Below are 22,111 nucleotides of genomic sequence, written 5' to 3' on the forward strand. Positions count from 1 at the left end.
TCGAAATCGGATCAGATCGTGGCGCGCAGTGCGTGCCGCGTGTTCGGGTTTATCGCGCGAGTTGCGCGACACGGCGGGCTTCGTCCACCACCGCGCGCGCAGTCAGACCGAAATGTTCGAACAGCGCGGCGGCGGGGGCGGATTCGCCGAACGTATCGATGCCCACCACGCCGCCTTCGAGGCCCACGTATTGCCGCCAGAACGCGCACACGCCCGCTTCGACCGCGACGCGCGGCACGCGCGGCGGCAGCACCGCGTCGCGCCATGCGGCGGGCTGGCGGTCGAATACGCTGGTGGATGGCATCGACACGACCCGCGCGGCGATACCGGCTTGCGCGAGCGGCGCGACGGCATCGAGCGCGAGCGAGACTTCCGAGCCGGTGGCGATCAGCACGACCCGCGTTTGCGCCCGTTCCGCAGGCCAGTCACGCAACACATAGCCGCCGCGCTCGATCGCGTCGATCTGTTCAGCGCTACGTGCGGCGAACGGCAGATTCTGGCGGCTCAGCAGCAGGCACGACGGCCCATAGCGTTCCACTGCGCTCGCCCATGCGCGCGCGGTCTCGACCGTGTCGCACGGACGCCAGACGTCGAGCCCGGGAATGAGCCGCAAGCTCGCCGCGTGCTCCACCGACTGATGCGTCGGCCCGTCTTCGCCAAGGCCGATCGAGTCATGCGTGAACACGAAAATCGAACGGATCTTCATCAACGCGGCCATGCGCAACGCGCTGCGCGAGTAGTCGGAGAACGTGAGGAAGGTGCCGCCGAACGGAATATGCCCGCGATGCAGCGCAATACCGTTCATCACCGCGCTCATGCCGAATTCGCGCACGCCGTAGTGCAGATAGTTGCCGCCTTGCAGGCCGCTGTCGTCGGCATGAACATCGACCGACATTTTCCAGTTGGTGAGGTTCGAGCCGGTCAGGTCGGCCGAACCGCCCAGCAGTTCCGGCAACGCGCGAGCCGCTACGGCGATCGCCTGCTGCGAGGCCTTGCGGGTCGCGATCGATTCGGCCGCGTGGTCCGCGTCGCGCACCATCGCGCGGACCGTGTCACGCCACTGCGCGGGCAGCGTGCCTTGTGTCCTGCGCTCGAACTCGGCGGCTTCATGCGGATAGTGCTTGCGATACGCTTCGAAACGCGTGTTCCAGTCGGCTTCAGCGGCCGCGCCACGTTCGCTCGCATCCCACAGCGTGCGAACCTCGGCCGGCATAGCGAACGGCACATGCGGCCAGCCGAGCGCGCGCCGCGTGTTCGCGACTTCGTCGGCCCCGAGCGGCGCACCGTGCACGTCGTGCGTGCCCGCTTTCGACGGCGAGCCTTTGCCGATCACCGTGCGGCAGCAGATCAGCGTCGGCCGGCCGGCTGCGCGTGCGCGCGAGAGAGCCCGATCGACCGCGTCCACGTCATGTCCGTCCACCTCGCGTACGACATGCCAGCCGTAGGCCGCAAAACGCGCGGGCGTGTCGTCGCTGAACCACTGCGAGACGTGGCCGTCGATCGAGATGCCATTGTCGTCGTACAGCACTGTGAGCTTGTCGAGCTTCAACGTGCCGGCAAGCGAAGCCGCCTCGTGCGAAATGCCTTCCATCATGCAGCCGTCGCCGACGAATACATACGTGCGGTGATCGACGATCGAATGGCCCGGCCGGTTGAATTCGCGTGCGAGCAGCGCCTCGGCGAGCGCCATGCCGACCGCATTGGCGAGCCCCTGACCGAGCGGTCCGGTGGTCGTTTCAACGCCGGGGGTCACGCCCACCTCGGGATGCCCCGGCGTCCTGCTGTGCAATTGCCTGAAGCGCCTGAGTTCGTCGATCGGCAGGTCGTAGCCGGTGAGATGCAGCAGGCCATACAACAGCATCGAGCCGTGCCCGTTCGACAGCACGAAGCGGTCACGATCGGGCCACGCGGGATTGCGCGGATTGTGTTTCAGATGCCGGTCCCACAGCGCGACCGCAATCTCGGCCATGCCGAGTGGCATGCCCGGATGACCGGACTTCGCGGCTTCGACCGCGTCGATCGCGAGCATGCGCAGCGCGTCGGCCATCAGCCGGGTCGCGGGTGTTGCGACGGATTCTGCGACGGCACTCATCGAACCTCTCCTTGCACGAAATGGATAAACCGTGTTGCGCAGCGTCAGGCGCGCGCCCGCCGGTCGATCAGTTGCAGAATCATCGGCGTGAAAATCAGCTGCATCGCGAGACCCATCTTTCCGCCCGGCACGACGATCACATTCGGGCGCGACATGAACGAATCGTGCAGCATGGTCAGCAGATACTGGAAGTCGATCCCCTTCGGGCGCGCAAAACGGATCACCACGAAGCTCTCGTCCGGCTGCGGAATCTCACGGGCGATAAACGGATTCGACGTATCCACGGTCGGCACGCGCTGGAAGTTCACATGCGTGCGCGAGAATTGCGGGCAAATGTAGTTCACGTAGTCCGGCATACGCCGCAGGATCGTATCGACCACGGCCTCGTGCGAGTAGCCACGCATGGTCTGGTCGCGATGCAGTTTCTGAATCCATTCGAGATTGATGATCGGCACGACGCCGATCAGCAGATCCGCGTGTCGCGCAATGTCGATATCGTCGGTCACGGCTGCGCCGTGCAGGCCTTCATAGAACATCAGGTCGGTGTCGGGCGTCACCTCCTCCCACGGCGTGAAGGTTCCGGCATCCTGCTTGTAGAGCCGCGTTTCGCCTTCGTCATGAACGTAGTGGCGCAGCCTGCCGTTGCCGTTCTCGCCATAACTGGCGAACAGGGTCTCAAGTTCTTCGAGCAGATTCGCTTCCGGTCCGAAATGGCTGAAATTCGGTGCGCCATCCCGCTCGTGCTGCTTCATGGCCTCGCGCATGCCGTTGCGGTCATAACGATGAAAAGCGTCGCCTTCCACGATCTGCGCGTTGATTTTTTCGCGCCGGAAAATATGGGTAAAGCTCTTCATCACGGTTGTGGTGCCGGCGCCGCTCGAACCGGTCACCGCGATGATCGGGTGTTTGACTGACATGCGCTTGTCTCCGGATAGTGGTGTTCTGATCGGATGCCTTTCGCGAACCCGGGCTTTCCGGCGGCTAGGCCGTGAAACCCGGCAGGAACAGCGAGCGCCTGCTGAAAAGCGGCGAGGTGAAGGGCTGATCTTCGCCACGGTCGTATTCGCCGTGATAGCGGCCGATACGCTCCACCTCGTGCTTCGAGCCGAGGATCACCGGCACGCGTCCATGCAGCGCGCGCGGCACGACCTCGAGAATCCGCTCGCGCCCGGTGATCGAAAGACCACCCGCCTGTTCGACGAGAAAGCTCATCGGGTTGGCTTCATAGAGGAGCCGCAGGCGCCCTTCCATCGCCGGCGTCTTCGAGTCGCGCGGGTACATGAACACACCGCCGCGCATCAGGATGCGATGAACCTCGGCGACCATCGACGCGATCCAGCGCATATTGAAGTCGCTCGCACGGCAGCCGCTGCGCCCGTCCTTGCATTCCTGCACATAGCGGCGCACCGGCGGTTCCCAGAAGCGTTCGTTCGACGCGTTGATCGCGAACTCGACGGTGTCTTCGGGAATGCGGATGTTCGAATGAGTGAGCACGAAATTGCCGATCTCGCGCTCAAGCGTAAAACCATGCGTACCGTTGCCTACCGAGAGCACGAGCATGGTCGATGGGCCATAGACGGCGTAGCCCGCGGCCACCTGCTCGCAGCCCGGCCGCAGAAACGCGGACTCGCGGACTGTGCCGCGCGGATCGCTGCCGTTTCCATTTCCATTTCCATCGCCATTGCGCAGCACCGAAAAGATCGACCCCACCACGCCGTTGATGTCGATATTCGACGAACCGTCGAGCGGATCGAAGGCAAGCAGATAGTCGCCGCGCGGATAGCCCGGCGGGATCGCATAGACGCTCTCCATTTCCTCGGACACCATCGCGGCGAGCAGTCCGTCCCATTCGCATTGCTGCACGAAGATTTCATTGGTCGCGACGTCGAGCTTCTTCTGTTCCTCGCCGTGCGTGTTGATGCTCTGCGCGGAGCCGTAGTTGCCGCCGAGCGCGCCTTTGGTGAGCATCGCGGAGATCGACTTGATCGCGGCGGCGACATCGATCAGAAGCGCCGAGAGGCCGGCGTTGCGCGCCGTTTCCGTCGAACAGGGCTGGCGGTCGAGGGTGTCGATCAGAAACTTCGAAAGGGTCGTACGTCCGTCTTGCATGGCGATCTCCTGAGGATTGTTTTCGTTCAGCCTGGCGGCGCCGGCACGGCGCGCGTTGCATGCGAGGACGCAGGCGCCCCGGCGTTCGCCGCGAGCGCTTCAGATTCAGTGAACACGCGGCTCGCGCGAACGTCGGCGGCGGCGATCAGCGTGAGCGCGGCCGCGTCGATCGGCGCGCCGCCCTGCATCGCCGTGGCGAAAAGACGGTTGGCCTGGCGCAGCCGCGAGCGATCGAGCGCATTGCGCACCGAGCGGGCGTTGGCGAAATTCGCCTGCCTGGTGCGCAGCGCGAGATAGTCGGCGAAAGCGCGCCGCGAGTCGGCGTCGAAGCGGTAATGCATCGTCGCGAGCATACGCTCGGCGATGTCGAGCAGTTCCGCGCCGTCGTAGTCGGGAAACGTGATGTGATGCGCAATGCGCGAGCGAAAGCCCGGATTGCTTTCGAAGAACACTTCCATGCGCGCGGCGTAACCGGCCAGAATCACCACCAGATCGTCACGCTGGTTTTCCATGGTCTGCAGCAGGATCTCGATTGCTTCCTGACCGTAATCGCGTTCGTTTTCCGGGCGATACAGGTAATAGGCTTCGTCGATGAAAAGCACGCCGCCCATCGCGCGTTTCAGCACATCGCGCGTTTTCGGCGCGGTGTGGCCAATGTACTGGCCGACCAGGTCGTCGCGCGTGACCGACACCAGATGATTGCGGCGAATGTAGCCGAGCCGGTGCAGCACTTCCGCCATGCGCAGCGCGACCGTGGTCTTGCCCGTGCCGGGATTGCCCGAGAAACACATATGCAGGGTAGGCGCGCCGCCCGCGAGACCGAGCGAATCGCGCGCGCGCTCAACGAGCAGATGCGCCGCGATCTCGCGAATGCGGGTTTTCACCGGGGCGAGCCCGACCAGATCGCGGTCGAGTTCGGCGAGCACGTCGCCGATGCCGGAGTCGCGATAGAGCGCGGCGAGATCGACCTGCGGCGCTTGCGCGCGGCTGTCCTGGCTGTCCTGTAACGCGGCAGCGTCTCGCCCGTCAGAACACAGCGCGTTCGCGTCTATGGCGGCAGCTTCGGTCATGGCCTCTCCCTCTGCTTGTGGCATTCATCGAGCCTCGCATTGCGGGCTCCCCTTTTAGCGCGCCGCTCCGTATCGTTCGCCCGACGGCCGGTCGCCCGCGTAGCCCGACAACCCGTAGCGCTGCACGCGTCCCGGTCCGTCCTGACGCGTCAGGCGGAAGCCCGGCTCTTCGTCCGGACGGTTGACGATAAACGACAGGCGCATCGTCTCGAAGCCGCGCACCGAGTCGAACGCGTTGACCTTGATGTAGTGCTGCGGCTGCGCCGCGCGGCACGCCTTCACTTCCTGCAACACGCCGGCCGCATCGCGCAGGTCAAACATCGGCAGGCCCCACATTTCCCAATACGTGTTGCGCGGATGCGGGTCGTCGGTGTATTCGACCGAGCAGGCCCAGCCCTGGCTCAGCGCGTAGTCGATCTGCAAACGGATCTCCTCGTCGGTCAATTCCGGCAGGAAGGAAAACGTGCCCTGTGTAATACGCATGACGTACCTCGTTGATGAATGCAGCGTTCGGAACGGCGCCAGCAGTCTCCCGCGCAGTGCGGCTGCACTGCGGTCGAACCCGCCCTGAAAATCCTGAATGCCCGCCGCTCACGCCGCGGTCGGCGTGGCGGCGAAATCCGGCGTGTCGGTGGACGCGTAGTTGAAGGTCACGTCCCGCCACGTATCGAGCGCCTGCTTGAGCGGCGTGCACCAGCGTGCCGCGGCTTCGAGAATGTCCGGCCCTTCGTGAACGATGTCGCGGCCCTCGTTGCGCGCCTTCACCATCGCTTCGAGCGCGACGCGATTCGCCACCGCGCCCGCCTGGATACCGGCCGGGTGGCCGATCGTGCCCCCGCCGAACTGCAGGATCGCGTCGTCGCCGAACAGATCGAGCAGTTGATGCATCTGTCCCGCGTGAATGCCGCCTGAGGCCACCGGCATCACTTTGCGCAGACCGGCCCACGGCTGGTCGAAGAAAATCCCGCGCGACAGGTCGACCTCGTTGTGCGATTCGCGGCACACGTTGTAATAGCCTTGCACCGAAAGCGGATCGCCTTCGAGTTTGCCCACCGCCGTGCCCGCATGCGCGTGATCGACGCCCGCCATGCGCAGCCACTTCGCGATCACGCGAAACGAAATGCCGTGGTTGCGCTGCCGCGTATAGGTGCTGTGCCCGGCGCGATGCAGATGCAGAATCATGTCGTTCCTGCGGGCCCAGCGCGCCATCGACTGAATCGCGGTCCAGCCGATCACCAGATCGATCATCACGATGCATGAACCCAGTTCCTTCGCGAATTCGGCGCGCTCATACATGTCCTCCATCGTGCCGGCCGTCACGTTCAGGTAGTGGCCCTTGACCTCGCCCGTCTCCGCCTGCGCGCGATTCACCGCTTCCATCGCAAACAGAAAACGGTCGCGCCAGTGCATGAACGCCTGCGAGTTGATGTTCTCGTCGTCCTTCAGAAAATCCAGCCCGCCGCGCAATCCTTCGTACACGACGCGGCCATAGTTCTTGCCCGACAAACCCAGTTTCGGCTTGACGGTCGCGCCGAGCAGCGGCCGTCCGTACTTGTCGAGCCGTTCACGCTCGACGACGATTCCGGTCGGCGGCCCCTGGAAGGTCTTCAGATAAGCAACAGGTATGCGCATGTCTTCGAGACGCAGCGCCTTGAGCGGTTTGAAGCCGAACACGTTGCCGATGATCGACGCCGTCAGGTTGGCGACCGACCCTTCTTCGAACAAATCCAGTTCATAGGCGATGTACGCGAAATATTGCGGTTCGCCTGCGTTCGAGGCCGGCACCGGATCGACCCGATAGGCTTTCGCGCGGTACATGTCGCACGCGGTCAGCCGGTCAGTCCACACCACGGTCCAGGTTGCCGTCGACGATTCGCCGGCCACGGCCGCCGCCGCCTCCTCCGGATCGACGCCGGGCTGCGGCGTGATGCGAAAGAGCGCGATCACGTCGGTATCTTTGGGCGTGTAATCGGGCTGCCAGTAGCCCATCTCGCGGTACTTCATCACGCCCGCGGCGTACCGTTCGCGAGGGTTCCCCGCGTCGCGCGGCTTGTGTATGGAATCGATCACCGGTTGACTGAAATCGTTCATGACGTATCCTCGAGAGTGAACAGGCGCGCTGCCGGAAGAACGAAGCGCTTGTGTGCACTGTAGGCATGAACGCAGTCATTGAGAATTCACGATTTTATTTGGCAGACTTAACCGATCCGTTATCGTTCACCGAAACGCGGATCACGAAAACGCAGTTCACGAAGCGAATTTTCAACACGTGCGCTTTCGATCGGTAGACAATGATCTGCATGGGAATTGCAAGCATCGCGTGACAGAAGCGGCTGCCTTCGCCCGTCATGGAACACTTTGCTGCATTCCCGGAACAGTGCGCGGTGCAACCGCATCGTGCCGCGCGCCCGGTGGCCGCGCCGGCGCAATTCGGCAAACGCTGTATTGCGGCGCGTCAGTGCGCTATCCACGCCGTGTCGCCGAATACCCGGCATGGAGCTTGCGTAGTAACCCACGCCAATGAAGTCCGGCATCACGCCGGGCCGACGGCGCAACGCTGTATCAATACCTGGAGGAAACACGTATGCAATGGACCACTCCGAGCTACACCGATATGCGTTTTGGTTTCGAAATCACGATGTATATCGCTACGCGTTAAGCCCGCACGGGCCGCGAGACGCGGCCCTTCTGCGGATTGCTGTGTAATCCCTAGCTAGACGGCCGGCCTTTCGGCGCTGCCAGGACACGCGTTCCCAGCCATGATCCACGAAACGATCGTCACCACGGCAGCGTGCGATGGCCGTCCTCACATCGCGCCAATGGGAGCGCGTTACGAGGGCGACTTCGTCATCCTCTCGCCTTTTCGTCCGTCCGTGACGCTCGACAATATCGCGGCGTCGCGCGCAGCGGTGCTGAACTTCACCACGGACGTCCGTATCTTTGCCGGCTGCGTTACGCATTACGCAACCGATTGGCCCACGCTCGCGGCGAGCCGCGTGGCGAGCGTCAGGCTCGCCGAATCGCTCGCGCATGCGGAACTCGAACTCGACGACCTGCGCGACGACAAGGAGCGCCCGGTGCTGCGCATGAAATGCGTGCACCGCGAAAACCATGCGCCGTTCGGCGGCTTTAACCGCGCCCAGGCGGCGGTGGTGGAAGGCGCGATTCTCGTCAGCCGGCTGTTCATGCTGCCCGCCGACAAGGTGGACCGGGAAATGGCCTACCTGCAGATCGCCATCGACAAAACGGCGGGCGAGGCCGAACTCACCGCCTGGAACTGGCTCACCGCCGCGATCGCGCGGCACCGCGAGAATCTCGCAGCGTCCGGCGGCTCGGCCGCCGAACTCGTGTCCCACTAGTTTTTCCCGTCTTTCGGAGAATATCGATGACCGCATTGCTCGCGAGCGTCCGCTCGGATGAGGAGGCGTTCGACGCCGCCCAGGCCGGCGCCGAACTGATCGACCTGAAGGAGCCGAACGCGGGTGCGCTCGGCGGTTTGTCGATCGGCGACATCACGCAGATCGCGCGCCGGCTGCGCGCCCATTACCCGGTCAAGCCTATCAGCGCCACGATCGGCGATGTACCGGCGGATGCGCTCGACGAGATCGCGACACGCGTTATCGAAGTGAGCGACGCGGGCATCGATTATGTAAAAGTGGGCGTGACGCCCGGACCGGCCGCACGGCGTTGCCTCGAACAACTGGCCAACCTGCCGGCAGCGGTCGTGCCGGTGCTGCTATGCGACGGCGGGATGGACGGCGAGCTGGTTGCCTACGCGGCCACGCTCGGCTTCGTGGGCCTGATGTTCGATACCGCCGGCAAGGACGGCAGCACGCTGTTCGACCACGTGGATGGCGACACGCTCGCCCAATGGTTGCGGATCACGCGCGAGCGCGGCGCGATGAGCGGCATTGCCGGCTCGCTCGGCTGGGCGCAGTTCGAGCAGATCCGTGCGCTCGCGCCGGACGTGGCGGGTTTTCGCACCGCGCTATGTGTCGATGGACGGCGCTCGCGGCTCGATCCGCAGCGCGTCGCGCAATGGGCCGCCGCGCTGCACCGTCCGTCGGGCGAGGTCAGTGGCGCGGTCGCGGCGGCGGACGCGCGAGCCTCGGGCGCGGCGCGGTTTTGATGCTTGCCCATGCATACCATTACATGTCACCGCACAACCGGCGACATGCAACGCACGCTCCAAAACGCTAGCTAACCGGCGTATTCAACAGCCGGTCGCGCATCAACGCGACATTGTCCTTGTTGAACAGTTCGACCACGTAATTGGCCTCGTTCACATAGTCGACGAAACACCGGTCGACCACGCCCGAGGCGGCCAGCGTTTCGAGCCGCTCGTCCTCGGCGATCGGACATGACTTCACCACGATCAGCCGCTCGGCGTTGAGCATGGTCGAGAGCCACGCGGCGAGGCTGTCGGAAGTGGTGTCCCAGTTGCTCATCGCGTCCGGCGTGTCGCGCATCAACGCGGTCGGCACCCACACGGCGACATGGCCGTCGCGCAGCGCGCGGCGGATCTTCGCCTCGCTCGAGGCGAGTACGAGTTCAGGCAAGACCCCTTGCATCAGAATCGCGTATTGCGTCATGGCGAGCAGACACATATTGTGCGCGGCGAGATCGTCGAAGCGCCACTCGCTCTGGTATTGCCGCACCTTGTCCGCGAAATCACCGCCGCCGGGCACGATGACGACGCGCCCGCCCCCCACTTCGCATAGCTCGGTGAGCCAGTGGCGCAGCGTCGGCTCGTGACTCAGGCTGCCCCCGATCTTGACCACCCACATGACCGTTGTCCTCGTTTCCGATTAACTGCATTGACCTGCCGCCTGCCCGATTGCCCGCCTGCCCGATTGCCCGATTGCCCGATTGCCCGTTTGCCCGCTTCGTTCGCCCGATTACCTGCCCGTCTGCATGCTCCGTCGCGTCCAACAACCGCTCTTTGCCGCCTCGCGCGACAACCTGCGCTGCACCGCGTCCGTTCGCGTCAAGCCGCCCGCGACGCCGCTCTACAGTTTTCATCAGCGGCTTCGTCGTAGCGCGTTGCCGCCAGCAACGCCACCGCCACACTCGGCGCGCACGTCGCAGCCCGGTCCGACCGGCTCGCCGGCACACTCGCCAGCGTGCCGAAATCGATGTAGCCGCGCGCCTCTTCGCGCGCAAGCGCCGCCGCGAGAAACCGTCCGCAGCCTGCGCCCACCAGCGGCGCGGCGGCGAGTTCAGGGTGCGCCGCCGTCACCCGCGCCAGATTGACGCCGATTTCGCGCAGTTGCAGTTCGCGCCAGCGCAGCGCGAACCGGCGCCATTCGGCGGGATCCGTTTCATGAGCATCGCGGCCGATCATCCGCGCGAGCCGCGTGCGGCTTGCGCTTTCCGTCTTCGGCCCCTGGTCGGCGCACGGATACAGGTCGTACTGCGGCGCCAGTTCACCCGTGAGCCGATAGACGTCCGCCGTGGTCGCAAACCATTCGTTCATCACGTTGACGGCCGTCCCGGCGAATTCGATGCGCTGCGCGACACCGCACAACGGCGTGCGCACCACCCCCTGGTACACGAGCTCGCCCGTGGCGAGCCGCCCGGCATCGGTCGCGGCGCGCGCGACGACACGGCCGCCCGCGAGCGGAATGATGTCGGTGGTCGTGCTGCCGATGTCGATGAGCAGCGCATCGGGCACGCGTGTCGCCACCCAGCGCGCGGTCGCCAGCCAGTTCGCCGAGGCGACGCTGCGCCAGCCGGCCGCGCAGGTCTGCGCCGTGAGCCAGCCGGCGTCGCCGGCGTAGAAGCAGAGCCGCGGCCCGAGCCGCTCTGCCAGCGCGGCGGCGATCGCCCGCACGCCTTGCGCGCGGTCCTCGAAAAGGTCGACCATCTCGCCGGTCATCGTCACCGCGTGTTGCGCGGCGTGGCTCTGCGCGAGCGGCCAGCGCTCGAAGACGAGGTCGATGGTTCGCTCCAGATGGTCGAGCCCCTGCCACAGCGGACACGCCCATTGCGCGATGTCGAGCACGGTGCCGCCGGCATCGGCCATCGACACCTTCACATGCGCGCCGCCCACATCCCAGCCGAACACCGGCCCGCTATCCTGAGTCGCGGGACTTGCATGCTTGACGCGCGCGGTGCTCACGGCTGGGCTCCACAGGCAGACTGTGCGCCACGGCTGCGCGCCGCCGGCCCGGATCGCCCGATGCGCACCCCGTGCGCCGCGAGCAGGGTGCGTGCGAGTTCGCCGCCCGGCGCCCCGGACAGGCCCGCATACGCCACGGTCAGGCGCGGATTGACCTCGATCACGACCGGCCCGCGCAGCGGATGCCACACCACGTCGATGCCGACGAAGCCGCGCAAGCCCGGCATCGCCTTCGCGACGCGCTGTGCCAGCGCGCCAAGCAAGCGCCCCTGATCGCCGGCCAGATCGATCTGATTGACCGTCACGCCGTCGAATTCGACAATGCGCGGTTGCCGCTGCGACGCGTCGTTTGCGCTCAAGCTGATTTGCTGCCGGTTGATGCTGATGAGTTCCACACCGTCGGCACGGCAGATCAGCGAAAGGCTGAGCGGCTCGCCGTCGACCCAGGCCTGCAGCACCGGATTGCGCGCGGCAGCCGCGCGTGCATCGTATTCGGCGCAGGCGTCGGCGAAATTGTCGAACACGAAGGTATCGAGGCCGCCCGCGCCGTCGTCCGGTTTCACGACCCAACGCTCGCCGGGCAGTTCGTCGGACTGTCCGGGTTCGATCGCGGGCGTCGTGGCGATACCCTGCGCCGCGAGCAACGCCGCCGTGGCGCTCTTGCTCGACGCCACGCGGATCGCTTCTTTCGCGCAGCCGAGCCAGCGCGCCGCGCCCACCGCGTCGTATAGGTGGAGCAGCAAGCCGTCGCATTCCGGCGCGATGATCCACGCGTAATCGTGCTCGCGCGCCACCCGTGCGACGAAGGCCGTCATGGACTCGCCTTGCGCGGCCCTACAATGAGCAAGCGCCGGGTCGACGGTTTCGAAGCGCGAGCTCGCGAAGCTCACGTCCACGCCGTCGAGCTCACGCAAGTCGCTCACCAGCGCGTCGCGCATCACCCGGCCTTCGACTATCAGCGCGCTCAGGTCGGCGAGACTCGCCGCGCCGGCATGTGCCGGGTCGATGCCGCCGCCGGTGAGATACTCGTAGACAAAGATCTTGGTCAAAGGAACGCGCCCCTATGCAGGTGATACCGGTTCTCGATCTGCTCGACGGCCACGTGGTGCGCGCGGTGCGCGGCGAACGAACGGCCTATCGGCCCATCCGCTCGTCGCTCGCCGCCACCAGCGAGCCGCTTCACATCGCCCGTGCGCTGCTTGCGGCAAGCGGCGCACGAACGCTCTATATCGCCGACCTCGGCGCGATCCTTCAGCAAGGCGCTCATGTCGAGACGCTCGCTGCACTGCGTGCCGCCCTGCCCGGCACTGACATCTGGCTCGACGCGGGCTATGCCGACTACACCTCGATGCATTCGCTGTTCGAACGCATCGAAGCAACCTGCAAGCGCAACAGCAACAGCCAACCTGCTCCGCACGATCTCGCGACCCTCGTGCCCGTATTCGGCACCGAGTCGCTGCGCGACATCGACGCGCTGCGCGCCGCCGAAGCCGCCGGTCTCTCGCCGATCCTTTCGCTCGACCACCGCACCGGCCAACTACTCACCGCCACCGCATTCGAGCGCACCTCCGCGTGGTGGCCTCGAAGAGTGATCGCAATGACGCTCGATCAGGTGGGCAGCTACGACGGCCCCGATCTCGCCACGGTCGAACGCATTCGTGCCGTTGCTCCCGCGCATTCCGCCGTGATCGGAGCGGGCGGCATTCGCCATCGCGACGATGTTGCGGCAGCGGCCCGCAGCGGTGCTTCTGCGTGGCTCGTCGCGTCCGCGCTGCATGATCGGCAAATCGGCGCGCCGCTCATCGAATCCACATAGGCGAGCCATACAAATTCCATGCCAAACGTCGGAGAGGGTGTGGATGTAAACGAACGGCAAGCTGATGTGGCAGTTCGTGACACTCTGCTCCAGATTGACACACAACCTGTGCGGCGCAGCCGGCAGGCGTGACGCCGATTCGGCTGGGCAGATGCGGCGCATCGCGCAAACGGCGGCCGTATCGATCCCTTTAAGCGCAGTGCCACATGAGCGGCGCACCATTCGCCGCACACCCGCACCATCGCCATGCATCCGGATCGGCATGGAGCTTGCTAAAAGTGCGGCCATGCACCTCTCGTCCATCGATCCATCGTCCACGAGCCCGTCGGCCGCGACCAGCGCGCCCGCCTCGCCGGTTACGCGCGATTGGATCTGTCCGTTCTGCCCGCTGCTATGCGACGACCTCGTCGTCGAGTCGCGCGAAGACGCCACGCTCGCGGTGCCCGATACCGAATGCCCGCGCCTCGCGCAAGCGCTCGCATGCTATGGCAGTGCGGATGCGCAGTGCGGCAACAGCGTCGATGGTCAAGACGCGGATCTCGATACCGCACTGGCGAGCGCGGCGCGGATACTTGCCTCGGCACGCCGCCCGTTGTTCGGCTCGCTGACCACGGACGTTGCCGGCACCCGTGCGCTGTACACGCTCGCCGCTGGCTGCGGCGCCATTCTCGATCATCTGCACGGCGATGCGATGAGCGCGGCCACGCTGCCATTACAGGATCGTGGGTCGTTCTTCACGACGCTGTCCGAAGTGCGTTCACGTGCGGACCTGCTGGTGTTTTTCGGCTGCCGGCCGTCGCAGCGTTACCCGCGTTTCTTCGCGCGTACGCTGGAAGGCACGCAGCAGCAACGCGACCTGGTGTTCGTCGGCTGCACACCTGACCCGGCGGCGAGCAGCCTGGCGAATGCGCGAATCGAAGCGCTCCTGCCGGACGCCGATCCTTTCGACACGCTCGCGCTCTGGTCCGCACTTAGCGAAGGCCGTGAGCCTGGCGCATTGCAGGACGACAGCACGGGTGCAGCAGAAGCGCTTGCCACGCTACAGGCACGCATCGCCGCCGCGCACTACACCGTGCTCGTCTACGAACCTGCGGCGCTGCCCGGCCCGCACGCCACGCTGCTGATCGAAGCATTGAACCGGATCGTCAAGGCGGCCAACCGCACCGTACGCGCCGGCTGTCTCGCGCTCGGCGGCGACGACGGCGCGCTGACCGTCAATCAGACCGTGACCTGGCTTTCGGGTCTGCCGCTCCGTACTCGTGTCTCCACGCCCGCACGCATCGCCGGCACGGCGCCGCTCGACTACGATCCGTATCGCTACCGCACGGCCCGACTGCTCGCCGAGGGCGAGATCGATGCCTTGCTGTGGGTCGCCAGCTTCGCGCCGCCGGCCTGGCCGCAAGCGCTCGCCGAAGACGTACCGGCGATCGTGCTCGGCCATCCCGCTTTAGCGCAGGCCGCGAAATCGCGTGGCGGCGCCACCGTGTTCATTCCCGTCGCCACGCCTGGCATCGATAGCGGCGGACATCTGTTTCGCGTCGACGGCTCGGTCGTGATGCCGCTCGCTGCCGCACGCGGTGCGGCGCTGCCGTCAGTGGCGGCGATCGCATCGCGACTGGCTGAGCGGCTCCACGCCCAACCCGCCGCACAGGTGCAGCCATGAGTCTGATCCGGCTCAAGGGCGGCACGCTCTTCGATCCCACCAACGGCGTGAACGGCGAGCGCCGCGACCTGGCGATCCGCGACGGCCGCATTGTCGACGTGCCCGCCGGTACGCCGGCCGACCATGAATACGATGCCACCGGCATGATCGTGATGGCAGGCGGCATCGACATGCACTCGCATATCGGCGGCGGCAAGACCAATCTTTCGCGCCTGCTGCTGCCCGAGGATCATCGCGACGACCGTGTGCGGGACGCCGCCTACGAATCGGTGCAGGATGCGAACGGCCGCTATCTGCGGCTGCCGTCGTGCGGAGTCTGCACGCCCGGCACGCTCGCAACCGGCTACCGCTACGCCGAAATGGGCTACACGGCCGCGTTCGAACCGGCCATGATGCCGTCCAACGCGCGCCACACGCACCTCGAAATGGGCGACACGCCGATCATCGATCACGGCGCGTACGTGATGCTCGGCAACGACGAACTGTTCCTGCAGATGCTCGCCGCGCGCGACGACTTCGAGCGGCTGCGCGACTACATCGGCTGGACGATTCATGCGAGCAAGGCGCTCGGCGTGAAGGTCGTCAATCCCGGCGGCATCTCGGCGTTCAAGTTCAACCAGCGTTCGCTGAACGTGGACGAGCCGCACGTGCATTACGGCATCACGCCGCGCGAGGTGCTGCACACCCTCTCGCGCGCGTTGACCGAACTGCGCGTGCCGCATCCGCTACATGTGCATGCGAGCAATCTCGGCGTGCCCGGCAACATCGATTCGACGATCGCCACGATGGATGCCGCCGACGGCCTGCCGATCCATCTCACGCATATCCAGTTTCATAGCTATGGCACCGAGGGTCCGCAAAAGTTTTCGTCGGGCGCGCGGCAGATCGCCGAAGCGGTGAACGCGCGGCCGAACGTGTCGATCGACGTCGGACAGATCATCTTCGGGCAGACCGTCACCGCATCGGGTGACACCATGATGCAGTTCCGCAACACGCCGCTCGCGCGTCCGCACAAATGGGTGATCGGCGATATCGAATGCGACGCGGGCTGCGGCGTGGTGCCGTTCCGCTATCGCGAGCAGAGCTACGTGAATGCGTTGCAGTGGATCATCGGCCTCGAGATCTTTCTGCTGATCGACGACCCGTGGCGCGTCGCGATGACCACCGATCATCCGAACGGCGGTCCGTTCACGAGCTATCCGCATCTGATCCGCCTGCTGATGGACAAATCGTTTCGCGGCGAGCAACTCGCGAAGCTCAATGCCGACGCACAGGTGGCGAGCGCGTTGCCGCAGTTGCAACGCGAGTTCTCGCTGTACGAAATCGCCATCATCACGCGCGCCGGCCCGGCACGCCTGCTCGGGTTGCGCGACCGGGGCCATCTGGGCGTCGGCGCGGCGGCGGACATTGCCGTCTATCGCGACGACGCGGACCGCGAGCGGATGTTTACGTCGCCCGCTTATGTGTTCAAGGACGGCGAACTGGTCGCGCGCGACGGCACGCTCGTCGCCACGCCCACGGGCGGCATCCATTTCGTTTCGCCCGACTTCGACCGGGGCATCGAGAAGACGCTGCGTGCCTACAGCGACGCCAATCTCGCGAACAACTTCGCGCATGCCGCAATCGGCGACGACGAGATCTGCAACTGCTGCCGCGGCGGCAGACTGCTGCCGGTCGAATGTCTCGCGAACGGCTGAGCAAAGGCGAAGCGCACACAATGAGCGAACCGGCGACCCTGCAGATCAACGGCACCACGATCGACGCCACCTTCGCGGAAGCCTTTCCGATGAAGGCGACGCGGCTCGTCATCACCGCCCATACGCCGGCCTGGGCGATGAACGCCGCCAACTCGCTGACGGGTTTCGCCACCTCGGTGATCGGCTGCGGCTGCGAAGCGGGCGTCGAACGCATGCTGCCGGCCGGGCAAACGCCCGATGGCCGGCCGGGCGTGACGGTACTGCTGTTCGCGGTCTCGTCGAAGGAACTGGCCAAACAGATCGAACGGCGCGTCGGGCAATGCGTGCTCACCTGCCCGACCACCGCTGTGTACGGCGGCATCGACGCCGAAACGAGCCGCGCGCCGCTGTCCGACCGGGCGTCGCTCGGCAGTGGTCTGCGCTTTTTCGGCGACGGCTGGCAGATCTCGAAGATGCTCGGCGACACGCGTTACTGGCGCGTGCCGGTGATGGACGGCGAGTTCGTCTGCGAAGACACTGCGCTCACCGTCAAAGCCGTGGGCGGCGGCAACCTGATTCTGCTGGCGCGCGATATCGACGCCGCACTCGCCGCCGCCGAGGCCGCGGTCGCCGCCATGCGCAGGCTGCCGAACGTGATCATGCCGTTCCCGGGCGGCGTCGTGCGCTCGGGTTCGAAGGTCGGCTCGAAATACAAAGGCGCGAGCGCATCCACCAACGACGCGTTCTGCCCCACGCTCACGGGTCTCTCGGCGCACAGCGAACTGAGCGCGGAAGTCGGCAGCGTGCTCGAAATCGTGATCGACGGGCTCACGGATACGGACGTGGGCGCCGCCATGACCGCGGGTATCGGCGCGGCCACCGGGCTCGGACGCGCGGCCGGCCTGCTGCGGATTTCGGCGGGCAACTACGGCGGCAAGCTGGGGCCTTACCACTTCCATCTTCACAGCCTCGCAGCCGGCCTCGACGGGAGCCGCGCATGAGTCAACGCACAACGCTGCGCGTGAAAACGCCGCCGGGTTTCCGGGTCGACGCTTCCTCCCTGCTGCCGATGCCGCTCGCGGCGATGAGCGTGGCGGACATCGAGCGCATGGTCCTGCCCGCGGGCAACGACAGGTGTATCGTGGGCGATATATTCCACGTGTCACGCAATGAAGCCGCCGATGTCTCCGAAGCGCCTCACGCCGGCGCCACCCTGGTGTTCGAGAACGCAGAGCCGTGGCTCGACCGCGTCGGTGCACGGATGACGGACGGGCACCTCGTCGTTCACGGTTCGACCGGCGACTACAGCGGTTTCCAGATGGCGGGCGGCATGCTGCACATCGAAGGCGACGCCGGACATTTCACAGCGTGCGAAATGCGCGGCGGCCGCCTGACGGTGACCGGCCATAGCGGCGATTTCGCCGCCGGCGCGCTCGCCGGCGACATGGAAGGCATGACGGGCGGCACGCTGACGATTCATGGCAACGCGGGTGCACGGCTTGCCGATCGCATGCGCCGCGGCCTCGTGCTGGTCGGCGGCAACGCGGGCGATTTTGCCGCGTCGCGACTGGTGGCGGGCACCATTGGTATCGGCGGTCAACTCGGCGCGCATTATGCGTACGGTATGAGGCGCGGCACGCTCCTGCTCGCCCAGCGGCCGGCGCACTTGCCGCCGACGTTCACCGAAGGCGGCCGCGGTTTCGACGTGTTCTGGGCGCTCCTCGTGCGCAGTCTCGCCATTGAAATCGCGCCTTTTTCGCAGTGGCGCACGGCGAGTTTGCCGACGCGCCACGCGGGCGATCTCGCGGTCGACGGACGAGGGGAAATACTGGTCGTGAGTTAGTCGCCGGAACCGGATGGCACGCAAAACAGCCCGTCAAACGGTGTTCGACAGAAACACCGGATAACGAAGGAGACAGCATGACGATAGCGCATTCTTCCCACCTGTCGCCGGGCGCCGAAGCGCCCGCGCCGCGCTATGCCGGCGTAATGATCGCGCTGCACTGGCTGATTGCTCTCGGCATCATCGGCCTGCTTGCGCTCGGACTCTATATGGTCGGACTGCCGAAGGGGATGCCGCTCAAGGCGACGCTGCTCAACCTTCACAAGTCGGTCGGACTGACGGTTTTCCTGCTGGTGCTTCTGCGCATCATGGCGCGTGTGGCCTTCAACCGGCCGCCCTTGCCGCCGATGCGACCGTGGCAACGCGCCGCCGCGCGCACTACGCAGGGCCTTTTATACGTGGCAATGGTCGCGATGCCGGTGTGCGGCTATCTGGGTTCGTCGTTCAACCGCTACGGGACGCGCTTCTGGGGTCTCCCGCTGCCGAAGTGGGGCTGGGACGACGCAGGTTTGCGCGAACTCTTCTTCGGCCTTCATCAGGCGATCGGCTATGCGCTGATCGTATTGATCGTGCTGCACGTGGCGGGCGCGCTCAAGCATCAGTTGATCGACCGCGACAATCTGCTGGCGAGGATGCTGCCATGATGCGGCGCGCCTCAAGTTCCGGGTCAACGCCAGGGGCACGGCACGCTTCACCACAAGCGCCGCTGACGGTCGACGCGCTGCGTACGCGCGATGGGCATCGCGTGTCGTTCACCGTAGCCGGTGCGGCTGACGGCGTGCCGGTGGTCGTGCTGCACGGCGGTCCGGGCAGCGGCAGTCAGCCTGGCGCACTGCGGCTCTTCGATCTGACGCGCTTCAGGGTCGTGCTGATCGACCAGCGCGGCACCGGCGCCTCGACGCCGCACGGCAGCGTGCGCCATAACCGCACCGACCGGCTGATCGAAGATATCGAAGCGATCCGTGTCCGGCTCGGCGTCGAACGCTGGGGCGTGCTCGGCGGCTCATGGGGCGCCGCGCTCGCGCTCGCCTATGCCGGCCGGCATCCGCAGTCTGTGACGGGCGTGGTGATGCGTGGCCTGTTTCTCACTTCCTCGCGCGAGGTTCGCGGGTTGTTCGTCACGGCGCGCAAACGCGCGCCGCGCGCATGGGCGCAGTTGTGTGCGGCCGCGCAGTGCGACCGGCCCGCTTCGTTGCTGGCATGCTGCCATGCCCGGTTGCAACGCGGCGGAAACGCGAACCAGGCGCAACAGCATGCACTCGCGCTCGCATGGCGCGGCTATGAAAATGCCGTGCTCGCCAGTGCCACCTCACGCCGCTCACGCTCGCCCGCAAGAAGTTCGCGTCAAGACACGCGCAAGCTGATCGGCAAGTACCGGATTCAGGCTCACTACCTCATGCATCGCTGCTGGCTCGGCGACACCCGTCTGCTCTCGCTGGCGCGCGGCGCCGCCGCGGCAGGCGTGCGGCTCGTCGCCGTGCATGGCTCGCGTGATCCGGTGTGCCCGCCGGACAATCTGCGACGCCTCGTGCGTGCCGTTCCCGCGGCACGCGTCGAATACGTGCGCGCCGGCCACCTGGCGAGCGACCCGAAGCTGCACGAACGCGTTGCCGCAGCACTCGCGATGATGTTCCTCCCAACCACTCACGACGAGGGGCGCGTTCTGCGCCGCGCGGCATGAAGATCAAGGTACTCGGCTCGTCGGCGGGCGGCGGTTTCCCGCAATGGAACTGCAATTGCCGCAATTGCGACGGCGTGCGGCACGGCACGATAAAGGCAACACGCCGCACGCAATCGTCGATCGCGGTGAGCGCGAACGGCGAGGACTGGCTGCTCGTCAACGCGTCGCCCGATCTGCTCGCGCAGATCGCCGCCAACCCGGAATTGCAGCCGGCTCGCCGCGCGCGCGACAGCGGCATTGCCGCGGTGCTGGTTATCGACGCGCAGATCGATCACGTGACCGGCCTGCTGATGCTGCGCGAACGCGACACGCCGCTGCCGCTCTATGCGACCGATGCGGTATGGCAAGACTTGTGCAGCGGTTTTCCGGTTGCGCCGATCCTCTCGCACTATTGCGGCGTCGAGCATCGGCGTATCGCGCTCGACGGCGTGCCGCTGACCGTAGATGCGCTCAACGGCGTGCAGATCGACGCGCTGCCGCTATCGAGCAAGGCGCCGCCCTATTCGCCGCATCGCAACGCACCCCAGCGCGGCGACAACATCGGACTTGTCATCACGAACCGGCAGACCGGCAAGCGCGTGTTCTACGCGCCCGGACTCGGCGCAATCGAAGCGCATGTGCTCGCGGCGATGCGCGAGGCCGATCTGCTGCTCGTCGACGGCACGCTGTGGACCGCCGATGAAATGATCCGCCTGGGTCTCTCGAAGAAGACCGCGGCCGACATGGGCCATCTGCAGCAGTCCGGCCCCGGCGGCATGATCGAGGTGCTGGACTCGCTCGGCGCGCACAATGCCCGCAAGGTGCTCATTCACATCAACAACACCAATCCGATTCTCGTCGAGGATGGCCCCGAGCGCCGCATCCTGACCGAACACGGCATTGAAGTGGCGTATGACGGAATGACGTTCGAGATCTGACATGAAGCGATGAAATCAGACTGAAGCGGGAGATGAAGCGCAAGTCTGCAAGCGTAGTCACGAAGTGCAAAACGGAGACAGCATGAACGCGAAAGATACCTTGGGCACGGCACCGCAGCAGGACGCGGAAACGAACGGACGCGACGGGCGCCCGGCCTGGACCCGCGAAGAATTCGAAGCACAGTTGCGCGCGAAAGGCGCCGCGTATCACATCCATCATCCGTTCAATGTGAAGATGAATAGCGGCGGTTGCTCCCGCGAGCAGATTCGCGGCTGGGTCGCCAATCGCTTCTATTATCAGATCAATATTCCGTTGAAGGATGCGGCCGTGCTGTCGAATTGCCCTGATCGCGAAACGCGCCGCCGCTGGGTGCTGCGCATTCTCGACCACGACGGTTACGGCGACGAGGAAGGCGGCATCGAAACATGGGCACGGCTCGGCGACGCGGTCGGCTTGTCGCGTGACGACCTATGGTCGCTGAAACAGGTGGCGCCCGGCGTGCGTTTCGCCGTCGACGCCTATGTGAATTTCGCGCGCCGCGCGCCGTGGCAGGAATCGGTCTGCTCGTCGCTCACGGAAATGTTCGCGCCGCAGGTTCATCGCGACCGGCTCGCGACCTGGCCGGAGCACTATCCGTGGATCGAGTCTTCGGGTCTCGCGTATTTCCGCTCGCGCATTTCGCTTGCGCAACGCGACGTGGAGCACGGGCTCGCCGTCACGCTCGATCATTTCACGCGGCGCGAACAGCAGGAACGCGCGCTGGAGATCCTGCAATTCAAGCTCGACATTCTGTGGACCATGCTGGATTCGATCGAAAAGGCCTTTCCGCAATGAACGATCTGCCACGCGCCGGCGGCGCCACGCAAACCGCCGATCGTCCGACGATCAGCAAGCTGTTTCGTCTGCAATGGGAGCCCGCTCAGAACGCTCAGGTCCTGCTCTACCCGGAAGGGATGGTGAAGCTCAACCAGAGCGCGGCGGAAATTCTCAAACGTTGCGACGGCACGCGCGATATGAACACCCTGATCGCCGACCTGGAGCAGGCGTTCAGCACGACCGGGCTCGGTCCCGACGTGCGGGCGTTCGTTGCCGACGCGCAGTTGCGCGGCTGGCTGGAGTAGC

Annotated in this window: 22 protein-coding genes; 13 read left to right on the forward strand and 9 right to left on the reverse strand. The window is 65.7% G+C overall.

Annotated features, from left to right (window positions below):
- Nucleotides 1-49: 49 nt before the first annotated feature.
- The 6 genes from tkt to NE850_RS34085 all read right to left on the reverse strand — a co-directional run bounded on the left by tkt (nucleotide 50) and on the right by NE850_RS34085 (nucleotide 7,362).
- Complete coding sequence (gene tkt, locus NE850_RS34060; protein WP_310699967.1) at nucleotides 50-2,092, reverse strand: transketolase; 2,043 nt, start codon at nucleotides 2,090-2,092, stop codon at nucleotides 50-52.
- Between the two features lie 44 nt (nucleotides 2,093-2,136).
- Nucleotides 2,137-3,009: a phosphoribulokinase gene (locus tag NE850_RS34065; RefSeq protein ID WP_007176320.1), complete on the reverse strand. Its 873-nt coding sequence runs from the start codon at nucleotides 3,007-3,009 to the stop codon at nucleotides 2,137-2,139.
- 64 nt (nucleotides 3,010-3,073) lie between these two features.
- On the reverse strand, nucleotides 3,074-4,201 hold the full coding sequence (locus NE850_RS34070) for a class 1 fructose-bisphosphatase (RefSeq protein WP_007176319.1): 1,128 nt from the start codon (nucleotides 4,199-4,201) through the stop codon (nucleotides 3,074-3,076).
- 26 nt (nucleotides 4,202-4,227) lie between these two features.
- Nucleotides 4,228-5,271: a CbbX protein gene (cbbX, locus tag NE850_RS34075; RefSeq protein ID WP_197740270.1), complete on the reverse strand. Its 1,044-nt coding sequence runs from the start codon at nucleotides 5,269-5,271 to the stop codon at nucleotides 4,228-4,230.
- Nucleotides 5,272-5,325: 54 nt separating this feature from the next.
- Nucleotides 5,326-5,754, reverse strand: a complete 429-nt coding sequence (locus tag NE850_RS34080; protein ID WP_007176317.1) for a ribulose bisphosphate carboxylase small subunit — start codon at nucleotides 5,752-5,754, stop codon at nucleotides 5,326-5,328.
- Nucleotides 5,755-5,862: 108 nt separating this feature from the next.
- Entirely contained in the window at nucleotides 5,863-7,362 is a 1,500-nt protein-coding gene (locus NE850_RS34085; protein ID WP_007176316.1) for a form I ribulose bisphosphate carboxylase large subunit, read from the reverse strand.
- Nucleotides 7,363-7,855: 493 nt separating this feature from the next.
- On the opposite strand from NE850_RS34085, the gene pqqA reads away from it, so the two are divergent.
- From pqqA to NE850_RS34100, 3 genes are all read left to right on the forward strand, one after another.
- Complete coding sequence (gene pqqA / locus NE850_RS34090) at nucleotides 7,856-7,930, forward strand: pyrroloquinoline quinone precursor peptide PqqA (RefSeq protein ID WP_013342881.1); 75 nt, start codon at nucleotides 7,856-7,858, stop codon at nucleotides 7,928-7,930.
- A 100-nt stretch (nucleotides 7,931-8,030) separates the two neighbouring features.
- Complete coding sequence (locus tag NE850_RS34095; RefSeq protein ID WP_007176314.1) at nucleotides 8,031-8,630, forward strand: DUF447 domain-containing protein; 600 nt, start codon at nucleotides 8,031-8,033, stop codon at nucleotides 8,628-8,630.
- A gap of 26 nt (nucleotides 8,631-8,656) precedes the next feature.
- Entirely contained in the window at nucleotides 8,657-9,400 is a 744-nt protein-coding gene (locus NE850_RS34100; RefSeq protein ID WP_007176313.1) for a (5-formylfuran-3-yl)methyl phosphate synthase, read from the forward strand.
- A gap of 67 nt (nucleotides 9,401-9,467) precedes the next feature.
- On the opposite strand, the gene NE850_RS34105 is transcribed toward NE850_RS34100, so the two are convergent.
- From NE850_RS34105 to NE850_RS34115, 3 genes are all read right to left on the reverse strand, one after another.
- Complete coding sequence (locus NE850_RS34105) at nucleotides 9,468-10,058, reverse strand: kinase aspartokinase/uridylate kinase (RefSeq protein ID WP_007176312.1); 591 nt, start codon at nucleotides 10,056-10,058, stop codon at nucleotides 9,468-9,470.
- A gap of 200 nt (nucleotides 10,059-10,258) precedes the next feature.
- On the reverse strand, nucleotides 10,259-11,392 hold the full coding sequence (locus tag NE850_RS34110; protein WP_165187832.1) for a hydantoinase/oxoprolinase family protein: 1,134 nt from the start codon (nucleotides 11,390-11,392) through the stop codon (nucleotides 10,259-10,261).
- Nucleotides 11,389-12,441, reverse strand: coding sequence for an ATP-grasp domain-containing protein (locus NE850_RS34115; RefSeq protein WP_007176310.1), 1,053 nt, complete (start codon nucleotides 12,439-12,441; stop codon nucleotides 11,389-11,391). Before NE850_RS34115 ends, NE850_RS34110 begins: the two co-directional genes overlap by 4 nt.
- Nucleotides 12,442-12,455: 14 nt before the next feature.
- On the opposite strand from NE850_RS34115, the gene NE850_RS34120 reads away from it, so the two are divergent.
- The 10 genes from NE850_RS34120 to pqqD all read left to right on the forward strand — a co-directional run bounded on the left by NE850_RS34120 (nucleotide 12,456) and on the right by pqqD (nucleotide 22,110).
- The gene (locus tag NE850_RS34120; RefSeq protein WP_007176309.1) at nucleotides 12,456-13,208 is read left to right on the forward strand and encodes a HisA/HisF-related TIM barrel protein; all 753 of its coding nucleotides are present in this window, start codon (nucleotides 12,456-12,458) and stop codon (nucleotides 13,206-13,208) included.
- A gap of 286 nt (nucleotides 13,209-13,494) precedes the next feature.
- On the forward strand, nucleotides 13,495-14,871 hold the full coding sequence (locus NE850_RS34125) for a formylmethanofuran dehydrogenase (RefSeq protein WP_310699979.1): 1,377 nt from the start codon (nucleotides 13,495-13,497) through the stop codon (nucleotides 14,869-14,871).
- Nucleotides 14,868-16,568, forward strand: coding sequence for a formylmethanofuran dehydrogenase subunit A (locus NE850_RS34130; protein ID WP_310699970.1), 1,701 nt, complete (start codon nucleotides 14,868-14,870; stop codon nucleotides 16,566-16,568). The genes NE850_RS34125 and NE850_RS34130 overlap by 4 nt, the downstream gene beginning before the upstream one ends.
- 20 nt (nucleotides 16,569-16,588) lie before the next feature.
- Nucleotides 16,589-17,548 carry a formylmethanofuran--tetrahydromethanopterin N-formyltransferase gene (fhcD, locus tag NE850_RS34135; protein ID WP_007176306.1) on the forward strand — a complete coding sequence of 320 codons (960 nt, stop codon included), beginning with the start codon at nucleotides 16,589-16,591 and terminating at the stop codon, nucleotides 17,546-17,548.
- Entirely contained in the window at nucleotides 17,545-18,390 is an 846-nt protein-coding gene (locus tag NE850_RS34140) for a formylmethanofuran dehydrogenase subunit C (RefSeq protein WP_007176305.1), read from the forward strand. The genes fhcD and NE850_RS34140 overlap by 4 nt, the downstream gene beginning before the upstream one ends.
- 77 nt (nucleotides 18,391-18,467) lie before the next feature.
- A complete protein-coding gene (locus NE850_RS34145; protein ID WP_007176304.1) occupies nucleotides 18,468-19,034 on the forward strand; it encodes a cytochrome b in 567 nt (188 codons plus the stop codon).
- Nucleotides 19,031-20,071 (forward strand): alpha/beta fold hydrolase, encoded by a 1,041-nt coding sequence (locus NE850_RS34150; RefSeq protein WP_007176303.1) that lies wholly within the window; start codon nucleotides 19,031-19,033, stop codon nucleotides 20,069-20,071. The genes NE850_RS34145 and NE850_RS34150 overlap by 4 nt, the downstream gene beginning before the upstream one ends.
- Nucleotides 20,068-20,988, forward strand: coding sequence for a pyrroloquinoline quinone biosynthesis protein PqqB (gene pqqB / locus NE850_RS34155; protein WP_165187824.1), 921 nt, complete (start codon nucleotides 20,068-20,070; stop codon nucleotides 20,986-20,988). The genes NE850_RS34150 and pqqB overlap by 4 nt, the downstream gene beginning before the upstream one ends.
- Before the next feature lie 82 nt (nucleotides 20,989-21,070).
- Nucleotides 21,071-21,823 (forward strand): pyrroloquinoline-quinone synthase PqqC, encoded by a 753-nt coding sequence (gene pqqC, locus NE850_RS34160; protein WP_007176301.1) that lies wholly within the window; start codon nucleotides 21,071-21,073, stop codon nucleotides 21,821-21,823.
- Entirely contained in the window at nucleotides 21,820-22,110 is a 291-nt protein-coding gene (pqqD, locus tag NE850_RS34165; RefSeq protein WP_310699972.1) for a pyrroloquinoline quinone biosynthesis peptide chaperone PqqD, read from the forward strand. The genes pqqC and pqqD overlap by 4 nt, the downstream gene beginning before the upstream one ends.
- Nucleotide 22,111 lies beyond the last annotated feature (1 nt).

It is taken from the genome of Paraburkholderia sp. USG1 (genome assembly GCF_031570135.1).
Classification (GTDB): Bacteria; Pseudomonadota; Gammaproteobacteria; order Burkholderiales; family Burkholderiaceae; genus Paraburkholderia; species Paraburkholderia dioscoreae.